Below are 14,192 nucleotides of genomic sequence, written 5' to 3'. Positions count from 1 at the left end.
TGTCTTGTGTTGTGCGTGCAAATTTTTATAATGAGTCTCCAATCATAACTTTTTTAACGACTGTATCGCTGCCACATTTTAATTCAAGTATATACAGCCCTTTGGGTATACCTGCCAGTGAAATGGTAAAACGACCTTCCTGGCGAAAACCTAACATGAATGATCTTACCTGTTGACCTTGCAGTGAAAACAAATGCAGGGAACAGTTACCGGGTTGCATGGCTTTGAAATCAACAAAGAGCCGGTCATTGGCGGGAACAGGCCCGGCCAGCAACCGGATCCTCGAAGGAATGCTAATGGTTGCGAGCTCTTTTTTGAAAGCCGTGACCTCAAATCGATCAGTTAATCCATTCAATGTATCATGTCCTAGCCTGAAATAATAACTGCTGTCTTTTTCCAGTTGCATCCACCGGCCGAGCAATTTATCGTGCAGGTATAAAACCAGTTTTTCAGGCAAATATTTTCTGGCTGTTCGTATGCGGAAGAGTCCGGATACATTGGAACGAATGCCCAATGGGATCAATGTTTTTTTATGAAAGGGCCGGGCATCGGCGGACAATGCATTTTTATCGGCACTGAAACTGTAAAAACTGATGTCGGGGTTCATGATCTTTTCTGCATCCAGCGGGTCGATGGCATCACGGGCGCTGTCGATATGAAAGAGCAATATCCTGTCCCAGAAACGACGATCACTTTCCAATCTCAACTCAAGATGATAAGGATCATCGGTGGTTTCCATGAATCCATTGGAAGGTTCACCCGTTAGTTTTGCCTGCTCTGTGAACAGGAGATGGTTTTCAGTAAACGCATAAGTTTTGATAAAGAAAGAAGCGAAAGCAGGCATCATAAAATGACTTTTAAAAGGAATTGAAGTATAACCGCCATGCAGACCTTGCTGGCTATCCCATATCCAGAAATAAGGAGCGATGTTGTTGCTTGGAGAACTATGCAGCATATCAACCGGGCATGGATAGGGGTTCACAACAAGCCGGTAACCTGTGTATTGATCTGGTGGAAGAAAGATTTCCTGACTGCCCTGGTTTATGCGGCCAGATAGAACAATGATGGTTGGGGGCCCTTTGATTTGCATGCGAAGCCCCTGGTGCTTTTCCCATCCGGGTTCCGGCATGTTTGCGCTGCTGTCAAAAGATGTCCAGGCGGCTGCTTTGTCAAATGATAAGTACCCCGCGTTTTCATCAAAAAAAGAAAGCGATTCAGTGTTGGAAAGCTGTGTCAACAGTTTTGTATCCAGGGCCGTTGAGAAAGGATGTGCCAGCAGATGTATGCCACTATCTGGAAGAAGATATTCCACATGAACATTGCCGTTGATGCCACTCTCTGCGGCAACAGGGCCAATCCTGCTACCTTCCTTCAATACAAGCCATCCGTTGGTTTCAAGCATTCCTTTGCGACAACTGAGCATACCGGAAACATTCAATGAATCTTTCAAATACACTTTGTTATTGTTGATGGTGAGGTGGTGAATGGTATGCTGCAACAATGCAGTTGAAGAAAGCGTCTGGGGTTGGAGGCCGTTCAGTTCGATGCTGCCACCGGTAGCATCGATGCTTTCAACGGGGGCGTTAATGGAGCCGCCGCATTGTAATACGCCACTGATCTGCAAAGCCGATTGATCTGAGAGTGTGAGGTGATTGCAGGATGCTGAACTGGTGATCTGCGGGGAATATGGTGAGGAAGCAGGAATGAATACATCAGTGCTGCTACTGGGGATATTTGCTCCGCACCAGTTGTTGGCATTGTTCCAGTCGCGATTGATATTACCCAGCCATAAGCCGTCTTTCATTGCCGTGACGGACACAGGCGCAGAATAGGATGAACAAGCGCCCATTGTGAGTTTTCGCCTGAACCAGGTATTGGTTTCAATGATGGGTGGTGCGTAATGGGGCAGGTTGTTGATGCCGGGTGCAGGCAGGAAGCCGTTCGATGCAGAGACCGTAGTGTATTCCCATGCATAAGCGATAGGGGATTTTTCACTTGAGATAATCGAGCCAATGAGTGCCGAAGGCTTGCTCCCTGCACAGATCCATTGATTGGCTTCAATCGTATTTTCACGAACGGGCGAGACGGTACAATCTTCTACAAATACAGGCGCCGTACCGAAGGCAGAAAAAGAGAAATCGTCAATGGCCAGGGCATCGTCGTTACCCGGCTCGTCATGATCATCCCAACGGAGCAACAGTTGTTCGCCGAGGTTCCAGTGAATATCGCGGATGGTGTGCCGGATAAGGTATTGGTTCGCAGGCAACTTTCCATTGAGTGCTGAAGCTCCTGTGGTATACACGACCGATTGTAGGTTTAATGCGGGAACGGTAATAAGGGCAGATGAAAAAGGAGGGTCCAGGTTACCGGTTGCATAGCTGAAAGTGTAGGTGTTGCGATGCCCGGAGCCGCCTTTGCGCCACTGTTCAACGGTAAAGGAAAGGGTACAGCTGTCAAGCGTAACACCTGTCTGGTTGCTGAGGAGCAATCCGAATGCATATACCCCGCTTCCCGATGCGAGGGAACCCAGTGACCGGTTGGTGTTTTTGGAAGCTCCAAAACTATAGGCTCCGCTTGCCGTACCCGATCCGGTTCCGGTTAGCAATTGGGCATTGGTGCTGCTGCCGCCTGTTTGAAGAATAAACCAGCCTTCCATCCCGGCTGCATTGACCGGGGAGCTAGCCAGGGCAAAGGGCCTTTTACCGCCTGGAAATGGTATCGTACCGGAGAGGGGCAGGCCATCAAAATCCTGGTGGTATACCTGGCCTGCAAGGGTGTAAGAAATCGGCGCAGGAACCGGCGACTGGGCGCCGGCAACAAGGGGTAGCAACAGGCCATAAAGCAATCTGAATATGGTAAAACGCTTCATAGTGTTTATTTTTGGGTCTTTAAAACGGCCGGGAAGAGGCCAACAGGCTAAAATAGGTGCGGATGCTCCGGCAGGAACGGAGTAGACAAAAAACCAGAAACTTGTGAAAACTTTTTGGATTTTCGGTTTCAACTGTTACCTTTGCCGTCCCAAAATTTAAATGGTTCAGAATGCCTACAATACAGCAATTAGTTAGAAAAGGCCGCGAAATTATCAGGGCTAAGAGTAAATCAAGGGCTTTGGATGCATGCCCCCAGCGTCGAGGGGTTTGTACCAGGGTATACACCACTACCCCCAAAAAGCCGAACTCAGCCTTGCGTAAAGTAGCGAAAGTGCGTTTGACCAATAAGGTGGAGGTGATCGCTTATATCCCTGGTGAAGGGCATAACCTGCAGGAGCACTCGATCGTATTGATCCGTGGTGGTCGTGTGAAGGACTTACCGGGTGTACGTTACCACATCGTTCGCGGAAGCCTGGATACTGCTGGTGTGAAAGATCGTAAGAAGAGCCGCTCTAAATACGGTACGAAGAAAGAAAAGGCAAAAAAATAATTCCAATTAATCGTTAATTACTATACGTCATGCGTAAAGCACAAGCTAAAAAATTACCCCTCGCTCCTGATGGACGTTTCAATGATAAACTGGTTACCCGTTTCATCAATAACCTGATGTGGCAGGGTAAGAAAAGCACTGCCATCAACATTTTTTACGATGCAGTGGATAAAGTGAGCAAGCAGACTGGTGAAGACGGATATGAGATATGGAAAAAAGCCATCGCCAATGTAACGCCTGCTGTAGAAGTACGCAGCCGCAGGATCGGTGGTGCAACATTCCAGATCCCTGCAGAGGTTCGTCCCGATCGTAAGATTTCTTTGAGCATGAAATGGCTGATCCGTTACAGCCGCGAAAGGAATGGTCGTACCATGGCAGATAAATTAGCCAATGAGATTGTAGCTGCCAGCAAGGGTGAAGGTGCTGCTTTCAAGAAGAAAGAAGATACCCACCGTATGGCAGAAGCCAATAAGGCATTCTCACATTTTAAGGTATAAAAAAGTGAGTGCAAACGTTTTACCCCCCCCCCCCATTTTTGGGGGTTTTTTTTGCAAAAAATCTTTCATAAAAGACAGGTTATCAGAATCGAAACTGTAATTTTGGTATATCAACCCCCCCTAATCCAATTCCTGCTGAAATCTTCAGTATGAAGCCAGTTTTCATGGCTAGTCATTATCCCCTGTCTGTTAATCCGATTTCCAAAATCCTTTTTTTAAACCGTTACATCCAATTGTGATCTTGTGACTGATCATTATCCGCTGCGATATTGACATGTCTACTTGTTGCCCTCTGTTTGGCTAAATCCATCTCCAATTCCTCCAACAAAAGCCATTCCATTCGTCTATCCAATCCCTTTCAAAAACGTGCGTATCTGGATCCTGAGCATTGGTACCTATTGAAATCTGGATATCAACTAACATGACGGCATCTTGCAAAATCATTGCTTCTTTCTTCTTCTGTGTACTCCTGCTGGCCAGTTGTACGAAGGACGATGGAAAAAGCGTCAAACCTGAAGACCAGCTGGTGAAGTATCTCACTGGCGATGCCGGCAATCGGGTATGGCGTATCAGGGAAATATACCAGAACAGGGTGCAGACACAGTTAACGGCCAATCAGCTACGGTATACCAAAACTTATACCCAAACAGCAGGACAGAGTTACACAGGCATTTTTACAGATGCTGATGGGTATTCGGGTAAATGGACGCTGACTTCTGTAGCACAATTGGTTGAAGTGATCACAAATAATCCAGCAGGTGATATCAAAACAGAATGGATCATCAATAAGCTCGATGCCAATGCGATGGATGTAGAAACTACGAATAACGGAACAACAACACGGGTCGTTTATTATGGATTTTAAAAGAAAAATACAATTGTTGATGGCTTTGCTGCTTGTCTGCTCCGCAGGCATGGCACAGTTGTCTACTTCTTGTTCTTTTTCTTCTATCTGTGTAGGTAACAAGGGTACTATGGGAGTTGCCAGTCCCCTTCTTGTGTACAGCAAAACAAAATGTTTAACGGTCTCCAATGGTTTGGGCGTTTTGGATATTGCCAATAACGGTAATGGACGTTTCGATGCGAGCTGCAGGGAAATACCGCCTGTAGGACCCGGCGTACCGGAATTCTCGCTGTCACTCTCGGTATATCCCAATCCTACCAGGGGAATGAGCACCTTGAAATGCAAAGGAAATTTTGATGCAGGATTGTCCTGCATGGTGCGGGTTATTGCCTTTGACGGAAGGGTTATGTTGTCGCAGGTGGTGCCCATGGCAGCGATGGCTACCGGATGGACATTCGACCTCAGTAATTATACTTCCGGCACTTATATGGTTAACGTGGAATTGATACGCCAGCAGTATAATCTGAAACTGATCAGGTTATAAAATTATTACCAGGCAACTGGTTGAAGATACTATTGTCTATTGAAACGCATCAATGCGCAGTGTCCTGAGAAAGACTATTAAAATCCATATCCTGTGAAAGACCAAAAATCCTATCCTATGAGAGACTATTAAAAACTAAATCTATGAAGAACCATTTTTAAATGAATGTCCTGTAAAAGCTTTCAGGTATCAATTAACCAAACGATTTGCCTAAAATACTGTATATGAAAACAAAGTTCATCAAAATACTCGCTGTGCTTGCACTTGCTTGTATAACAGGTATAGCTGTGGCGCAGCCTCCTGCGGGTATCCCTTATCAATTCGTTGCCAAAGACAACATAGGCAACCCGGCCCGCAACCGGACGGTATATGTGCAATGTGCTATCATACAAACGGCAGCAGTAGGCGGCACAAATGTGCTGGAAGAAACACACCAGGTGCAATCGAATAGTGATGGTGTATTCGAGATCATCATCGGTCAGGGAACCAAACCCCCCACAAGCCTCAACAAGAGCCTGTCTACCATTCCCTGGGCGAGCGGACCTTTCTTCTTCAACCTGAAAATTGCAGTAGCCCCTTCTATACCGGCATCGTGGTGGGTTGCAAAAGACAACTATATAGACATGGGAACGATGCAATTGTGGAGTGCCCCCTATGCATTGTATGCGGGCAATGCCAGTGTAACCAATGTCAATACAAGCATAAAGGCCGGCCCCGTTAATTCATTCCTTGTCACAGACAGTACAGGGCAGGTAAGCTGGGCTACGCCGCAGGCGGCAAATGTAAATGTGACACATATCTCCAATGTCAATCTCACATTGAATTCAACATTTGGACAAACTGTTATGATCCAGCCCAATACTACGGCGTTGGTAAAAGTGTTTATTCCGGGAGTTAAGAAAGGTGACCCTATCCTCGTAACTCCCGACGATGATTACACCAATTGGTCGATCTACAGTTCATGGGTAAGTAATCGCGATACAGTCGCGGTGCGATTGGCTAATTATACGAATAATGTGGTATCGGTATTGAGTAGTCAGTATAAGATCGTTGTTATAAAATAAAAGATAAGAGATAGTGTTAGGCAGGATGAATTGGTTGGATTAAAAGATAATGTTATGAGAAGAAATTTACACAAAATTGCCGGCTTCGCACCCTTGCTGGCTTTTACATTCATAGCAGCAACATCCCATGCCCAGCGTTTTGGCGATAACCTGGGTAACCATACTGCAACGGATACCTTGCATATGCGAGGGTTCAATATTCTCCAGGCTGGGGGCATTACCATAGGCACCTATGCTTTTCTGAATAACAGTGTCGCACTGCAAATAGACGCCACGAATAAGGCCTTATTGCTCCCTAGAGTATCCGATACTTCCGCCATTGCCAATCGTGTGAATGGTATGCTGATTTACAGTAATTCGGATAACCAATTTTATGCTTGTCAGGCTGGTATATGGCAACCCTTTGGTTTAACCAATCAGGGTGTGACTGCTATCAATGGGAGAATAGGAAGTATTACTATTGCAGGGGATACTACGAATACCATCACTTTATCGAAAACCGGCAATAATATTACTATTGCTGCTGCTAATACGGTTGCGTTGTGGAACGCTAATAAATTGATGGGAAAAAATATTGCTTCGGCAAATCCTTCCGCTGGTCAGGTGATGATGTGGAATGATACTACTCAATTATGGGTGCCTTCGACTATTATTAAATTGAATAATCTAACAGTAACTGGAGTAATTAATGCTGGTTCAGTAAATGGTACATTGACCACAGCTGCTCAACCGAACATCACCACTGTGGGTACACTGGGTAATCTGACAGCGACGAATGCCACGATCACTACTGCCAACATCACAAACCTGAGTGGTCTGAGCACCCTTACTGCAACTAACATTAGTGGTACACTGACCACAGCCGCTCAACCCAATATTACCAGTGTGGGAACACTGGGTAATCTGACAGCGACGAATGCGACCATCACAAACCTGAATGGTCTGAGCACCCTTACTGCAACGAACATCAGTGGTACACTGACCACAGCTGCTCAACCCAATATCACCAGTGTGGGAACACTGGGTAATCTGACAGCGACGAATGCGACGATCACTACCGCCAATATCACGAACTTAAGTGGAGTGGGTACATTGACAGCCACCAACATCAGTGGTACATTGACTACAGCCGCTCAACCGAACATCACCAGTGTAGGAACACTGGGTAATCTGACAGCGACGAATGCGAGCATTACAAACCTGAGTGGTCTGAGCACCCTTACTGCAACTAACATTAGTGGTACATTGACTACAGCCGCTCAACCGAATATTACCAGTGTGGGTACCTTGGGTAATCTGACAGCGACGAATGCGAGCATTACGAATCTGAGTGGATTAAATACATTGACAGCCACCAACATCAGTGGTACATTGACTACAGCCGCTCAGCCGAACATTACCAGTGTAGGTACCTTGGGTAATCTGACAGCAACCAATGCGACGATCACTACCGCCAATATCACGAACTTAAGTGGAGTGGGTACATTGACAGCCACCAACATCAGTGGTACACTGACGACAGCCGCTCAACCCAATATCACCAGTGTGGGTACCTTGGGTAATCTGACAGCGACGAATGCCACGATCACTACTGCCAATATCACGAACTTAAGCGGAGTGGGTACATTGACAGCAACAAACATTAGTGGTACATTGACTACAGCCGCTCAACCGAACATCACCAGTGTGGGTACACTGGGTAATCTGACAGCGACCAATGCGAGCATTACGAATCTGAGCGGATTAAATACATTGACAGCCACCAACATCAGTGGTACATTGACTACAGCTGCTCAACCGAACATTACCAGTGTAGGTACACTGGGTAATCTGACAGCAACCAATGCGACGATCACTACTGCCAATATCACGAACCTAAGTGGATTAAATACGCTTACTGCAACAAACATCAGTGGTACATTGACTACAGCCGCTCAACCCAATATTACCAGTGTGGGTACCTTGGGTAATCTAACAGCGACGAACGCGAGCATTACGAACCTGAGTGGATTAAATACATTGACAGCCACCAATATCAGTGGTACATTGACCACAGCTGCTCAGCCCAATATCACCAGTGTAGGAACACTGGGTAATCTGACAGCGACCAATGCGAGCATCACAAACCTGAGTGGTCTAAGCACCCTTACTGCAACTAACATTAGTGGTACATTGACCACAGCCGCCCAACCCAATATCACCAGTGTGGGAACACTGGGTAATCTGACAGCGACGAACGCAAGTATCACGAACCTGAGTGGATTAAATACGCTTACTGCAACGAATATCAGTGGTACATTGACTACAGCCGCTCAACCGAACATTACCAGTGTGGGTACACTGGGTAATCTAACAGCGACGAACGCGAGCATTACGAACCTGAGTGGATTAAATACATTGACAGCCACCAATATCAGCGGTACACTGACAACAGCCGCTCAACCGAATATTACCAGTGTGGGAACACTGGGTAATCTGACAGCGACGAATGCCACGATCACTACCGCCAATATCACGAACTTAAGTGGAGTGGGTACATTGACAGCCACCAACATTAGTGGTACATTGACCACAGCCGCTCAACCGAACATCACCAGTGTGGGTACCTTGGGTAATTTGACGGCGACCAATGCAAGTATCACGAACCTGAGTGGATTAAATACGCTTACTGCAACGAATATCAGTGGTACATTGACGACAGCTGCTCAACCCAATATTACCAGTGTAGGTACACTGGGTAATCTGACAGCGACGAATGCCACGATCACTACCGCCAATATCACGAACTTAAGTGGAGTGGGTACATTGACAGCCACCAACATCAGTGGTACACTGACGACAGCTGCTCAGCCCAATATTACCAGTGTAGGTACCTTGGGTAATCTGACAGCGACGAATGCGAGCATTACGAATCTGAGTGGATTAAATACGTTAACAGCCACCAATATCAGCGGTACACTGACCACAGCTGCTCAACCGAATATCACCAGTGTGGGAACACTGGGTAATCTGACAGCGACGAACGCGAGCATTACGAATCTGAGTGGATTAAATACGTTAACAGCCACCAACATCAGTGGTACATTGACTACAGCCGCTCAACCGAACATTACCAGTGTGGGTACCTTGGGTAATCTGACAGCGACCAATGCGACGATTACTACGGCCAATATCACGAACTTAAGCGGAGTGGGTACATTGACAGCCACCAACATCAGTGGTACATTGACTACAGCCGCTCAACCGAATATCACCAGTGTAGGTACACTGGGTAATCTGACAGCAACCAATGCGACGATTACTACTGCCAATATCACGAACCTAAGTGGATTAAATACGCTTACTGCAACAAATATCAGTGGTACATTGACTACAGCCGCCCAACCCAATATCACCAGTGTAGGAACACTGGGTAATCTGACAGCGACGAATGCCACGATCACTACTGCCAATATCACGAACTTAAGCGGGGTGGGTACATTGACAGCCACCAACATCAGTGGTACACTGACCACAGCTGCTCAACCGAATATCACCAGTGTAGGAACACTGGGTAATCTGACAGCGACGAATGCCACGATCACTACTGCCAATATCACGAACTTAAGCGGAGTGGGTACATTGACAGCCACCAACATCAGTGGTACACTGACCACAGCCGCTCAGCCCAATATCACCAGTGTGGGTACCTTGGGTAATCTGACAGCGACGAATGCCACGATCACTACCGCCAATATCACGAACTTAAGCGGGGTGGGTACATTGACAGCCACCAACATTAGTGGTACATTGACCACAGCTGCTCAACCGAATATCACCAGTGTGGGAACACTGGGTAATCTGACAGCGACGAATGCCACGATCACTACCGCCAATATCACGAACTTAAGTGGAGTGGGTACATTGACAGCCACCAATATCAGTGGTACATTGACCACAGCCGCTCAACCGAACATCACCAGTGTGGGTACACTGGGTAATTTGACGGCGACCAATGCAAGTATCACAAACCTGAGTGGTCTAAGCACCCTTACTGCAACTAACATTAGTGGTACATTGACCACAACTGCTCAACCGAATATCACCAGTGTGGGTACCTTGGGTAATCTGACAGCGACCAATGCGAGCATCACAAACCTGAGTGGTCTGAGCACCCTTACTGCAACGAACATCAGTGGTACACTGACCACAGCTGCTCAGCCCAATATTACCAGTGTAGGTACCTTGGGTAATCTGACAGCGACCAATGCGAGCATCACAAACCTGAGTGGTCTGAGCACCCTTACTGCAACGAACATCAGTGGTACACTGACCACAGCTGCCCAACCGAATATTACCAGTGTGGGAACACTGGGTAATCTGACAGCGACGAATGCGAGCATTACGAATCTGAGTGGATTAAATACATTGACAGCCACCAACATCAGTGGTACATTGACTACAGCTGCTCAGCCCAATATTACCAGTGTGGGAACACTGGGTAATCTGACAGCAACCAATGCGACGATCACTACGGCCAATATCACAAACCTGAGTGGTCTGAGCACCCTTACTGCAACTAACATTAGTGGTACATTGACTACAGCCGCTCAGCCCAATATCACCAGTGTAGGTACACTGGGTAATCTGACAGCGACGAACGCGAGCATTACGAATCTGAGTGGGTTAAATACGTTAACAGCCACAAACATCAGCGGTACATTGACCACAGCCGCTCAACCCAATATCACCAGTGTGGGTACCTTGGGTAATCTGACAGCGACGAATGCCACGATCACTACTGCCAATATCACGAACTTAAGCGGAGTGGGTACATTGACAGCAACAAACATTAGTGGTACATTGACTACAGCCGCTCAGCCCAATATCACCAGTGTGGGAACACTGGGTAATCTGACAGCGACGAACGCAAGTATCACGAACCTGAGTGGATTAAATACGCTTACTGCAACGAATATCAGTGGTACATTGACTACAGCCGCTCAACCGAACATTACCAGTGTGGGTACACTGGGTAATCTAACAGCGACGAACGCGAGCATTACGAACCTGAGTGGATTAAATACATTGACAGCCACCAATATCAGCGGTACACTGACCACAGCCGCTCAACCGAATATTACCAGTGTGGGAACACTGGGTAATCTGACAGCGACCAATGCAAGTATCACGAACCTGAGTGGATTAAATACGCTTACTGCAACGAATATCAGTGGTACATTGACTACAGCTGCTCAACCCAATATTACCAGTGTAGGTACACTGGGTAATCTAACAGCGACGAGTGCCACGATTACTACGGCCAATATCACGAACTTAAGCGGAGTGGGTACATTGACAGCCACCAACATCAGTGGTACACTGATGACAGCCGCTCAACCGAACATCACCAGCGTGGGTACACTGGGTAATCTGACAGCAACCAATGCGAGCATTACGAATCTGAGTGGATTAAATACATTGACAGCCACCAATATCAGTGGTACACTGACCACAGCTGCTCAACCGAACATCACCAGTGTGGGAACACTGGGTAATCTGACAGCGACGAACGCAAGCATTACGAACCTGAGTGGATTAAATACATTGACAGCCACCAACATCAGCGGTACACTGACCACAGCTGCCCAACCGAATATTACCAGTGTGGGTACCTTGGGTAATCTGACAGCGACGAATGCGAGCATTACGAATCTGAGTGGATTAAATACGTTAACAGCAACGAACATCAGTGGTACATTGACTACAGCTGCCCAGCCCAATATTACCAGTGTAGGTACACTGGGTAATCTGACAGCGACGAATGCCACGATCACTACCGCCAATATCACGAACTTAAGCGGGGTGGGTACATTGACAGCCACCAACATCAGTGGTACACTGATGACAGCCGCTCAACCGAACATCACCAGCGTGGGTACCTTGGGTAATCTGACAGCAACCAATGCGAGCATTACGAATCTGAGTGGATTAAATACATTGACAGCCACCAATATCAGTGGTACACTGACCACAGCTGCTCAACCGAACATCACCAGTGTGGGAACACTGGGTAATCTGACAGCGACGAACGCAAGCATTACGAACCTGAGTGGATTAAATACATTGACAGCCACCAACATCAGCGGTACACTGACCACAGCTGCCCAACCGAATATTACCAGTGTGGGAACACTGGGTAATCTGACAGCGACGAATGCGAGCATTACGAACCTGAGTGGATTAAATACATTGACAGCCACCAATATCAGCGGTACACTAACAACAGCCGCTCAACCGAACATCACCAGTGTGGGAACACTGGGTAATCTGACAGCGACGAATGCCACGATCACTACGGCCAATATCACGAACTTAAGTGGAGTGGGTACATTGACAGCCACCAACATCAGTGGTACATTGACCACAGCCGCTCAACCCAATATCACCAGCGTGGGAACACTGGGTAATCTGACAGCGACCAATGCAAGTATCACGAACCTGAGTGGATTAAATACATTGACAGCCACCAACATCAGCGGTACACTGACCACAGCCGCTCAACCGAACATCACCAGTGTGGGAATACTGGGTAATCTGACAGCGACCAATGCGAGCATTACGAATCTGAGTGGATTAAATACGTTAACAGCAACAAACATCAGTGGTACATTGACTACAGCTGCCCAACCGAACATTACCAGTGTAGGTACACTGGGTAATCTGACAGCGACGAATGCCACGATCACTACCGCCAATATCACGAACTTAAGCGGGGTGGGTACATTGACAGCCACCAACATTAGTGGTACATTGACCACAGCTGCTCAACCGAATATCACCAGTGTGGGAACACTGGGTAATCTGACAGCGACGAAAGCGACGATCACTACGGCCAATATCACGAACTTAAGTGGAGTGGGTACATTGACAGCCACCAATATCAGTGGTACATTGACCACAGCCGCTCAACCGAACATCACCAGTGTGGGTACACTGGGTAATTTGACGGCGACCAATGCAAGTATCACGAACCTGAGTGGATTAAATACGCTTACTGCAACGAATATCAGTGGTACATTGACTACAGCTGCTCAACCCAATATTACCAGTGTAGGTACACTGGGTAATCTGACAGCGACGAAAGCGACGATCACTACGGCCAATATCACGAACTTAAGCGGGGTGGGTACATTGACAGCCACCAACATCAGCGGTACATTGACTACAGCTGCTCAGCCCAATATTACCAGTGTAGGTACCTTGGGTAATCTGACAGCGACGAATGCCACGATCACTACGGCCAATATCACGAACTTAAGTGGAGTGGGTACATTGACAGCCACCAACATTAGTGGTACACTGACCACAGCTGCTCAACCGAACATTACCAGTGTGGGTACCTTGGGTAATCTGACAGCGACGAATGCCACGATCACTACTGCCAATATCACGAACTTAAGTGGAGTGGGTACATTGACAGCAACAAACATTAGTGGTACATTGACAACAGCTGCTCAACCGAACATCACCAGCGTGGGAACACTGGGTAATCTGACAGCGACGAATGCCACGATCACTACTGCCAATATCACGAACTTAAGCGGAGTGGGTACATTGACAGCCACCAATATCAGTGGTACACTGACCACAGCTGCTCAACCCAATATCACCAGTGTGGGTACCTTGGGTAATCTGACAGCGACGAAAGCGACGATCACTACGGCCAATATCACAAACTTAAGCGGGGTGGGTACATTGACAGCCACCAACATTAGTGGTACATTGACCACAGCCGCTCAACCGAACATCACCAGTGTGGGAACACTGGGTAATCTGACAGC

The 14,192-nt window shown here is 47.1% G+C and carries 7 protein-coding genes; 6 read left to right on the top strand and 1 reads right to left on the bottom strand.

Features of this window, described 5'->3' with window-relative positions; translation table 11 throughout:
- Nucleotides 1-25: 25 nt before the first annotated feature.
- The gene (locus tag BLU98_RS16980; protein WP_092727002.1) at nucleotides 26-2,869 is read right to left on the bottom strand and encodes a DUF8696 domain-containing protein; all 2,844 of its coding nucleotides are present in this window, start codon (nucleotides 2,867-2,869) and stop codon (nucleotides 26-28) included.
- 170 nt (nucleotides 2,870-3,039) lie between these two features.
- Between BLU98_RS16980 and rpsL the strand changes: the two genes are divergently transcribed.
- From rpsL to BLU98_RS16950, 6 genes are all read left to right on the top strand, one after another.
- Nucleotides 3,040-3,420 (top strand): 30S ribosomal protein S12, encoded by a 381-nt coding sequence (rpsL, locus tag BLU98_RS16975; RefSeq protein WP_026767866.1) that lies wholly within the window; start codon nucleotides 3,040-3,042, stop codon nucleotides 3,418-3,420.
- Nucleotides 3,421-3,449: 29 nt separating this feature from the next.
- The gene (rpsG, locus tag BLU98_RS16970; protein ID WP_026767865.1) at nucleotides 3,450-3,917 is read left to right on the top strand and encodes a 30S ribosomal protein S7; all 468 of its coding nucleotides are present in this window, start codon (nucleotides 3,450-3,452) and stop codon (nucleotides 3,915-3,917) included.
- Nucleotides 3,918-4,338: 421 nt separating this feature from the next.
- Nucleotides 4,339-4,782: a hypothetical protein gene (locus tag BLU98_RS16965; protein WP_092727001.1), complete on the top strand. Its 444-nt coding sequence runs from the start codon at nucleotides 4,339-4,341 to the stop codon at nucleotides 4,780-4,782.
- Complete coding sequence (locus tag BLU98_RS16960; RefSeq protein WP_092727000.1) at nucleotides 4,772-5,305, top strand: T9SS type A sorting domain-containing protein; 534 nt, start codon at nucleotides 4,772-4,774, stop codon at nucleotides 5,303-5,305. The genes BLU98_RS16965 and BLU98_RS16960 overlap by 11 nt, the downstream gene beginning before the upstream one ends.
- 224 nt (nucleotides 5,306-5,529) lie before the next feature.
- Nucleotides 5,530-6,369 carry a DUF8740 domain-containing protein gene (locus BLU98_RS16955; RefSeq protein WP_092726999.1) on the top strand — a complete coding sequence of 280 codons (840 nt, stop codon included), beginning with the start codon at nucleotides 5,530-5,532 and terminating at the stop codon, nucleotides 6,367-6,369.
- Between the two features lie 54 nt (nucleotides 6,370-6,423).
- Nucleotides 6,424-14,192, top strand: a 7,769-nt coding sequence (locus BLU98_RS16950) for an S-layer family protein (protein ID WP_092726998.1), incomplete at its 3' end; no start/stop codon positions are given.

Source organism: Hydrobacter penzbergensis, from assembly GCF_900106985.1.
Taxonomy (GTDB): Bacteria; Bacteroidota; Bacteroidia; order Chitinophagales; family Chitinophagaceae; genus Sediminibacterium; species Sediminibacterium magnilacihabitans.
The sequence above is the reverse complement of the archived record's forward strand: the minus strand, read 5'-3'. Positions and strand labels throughout refer to the sequence as shown.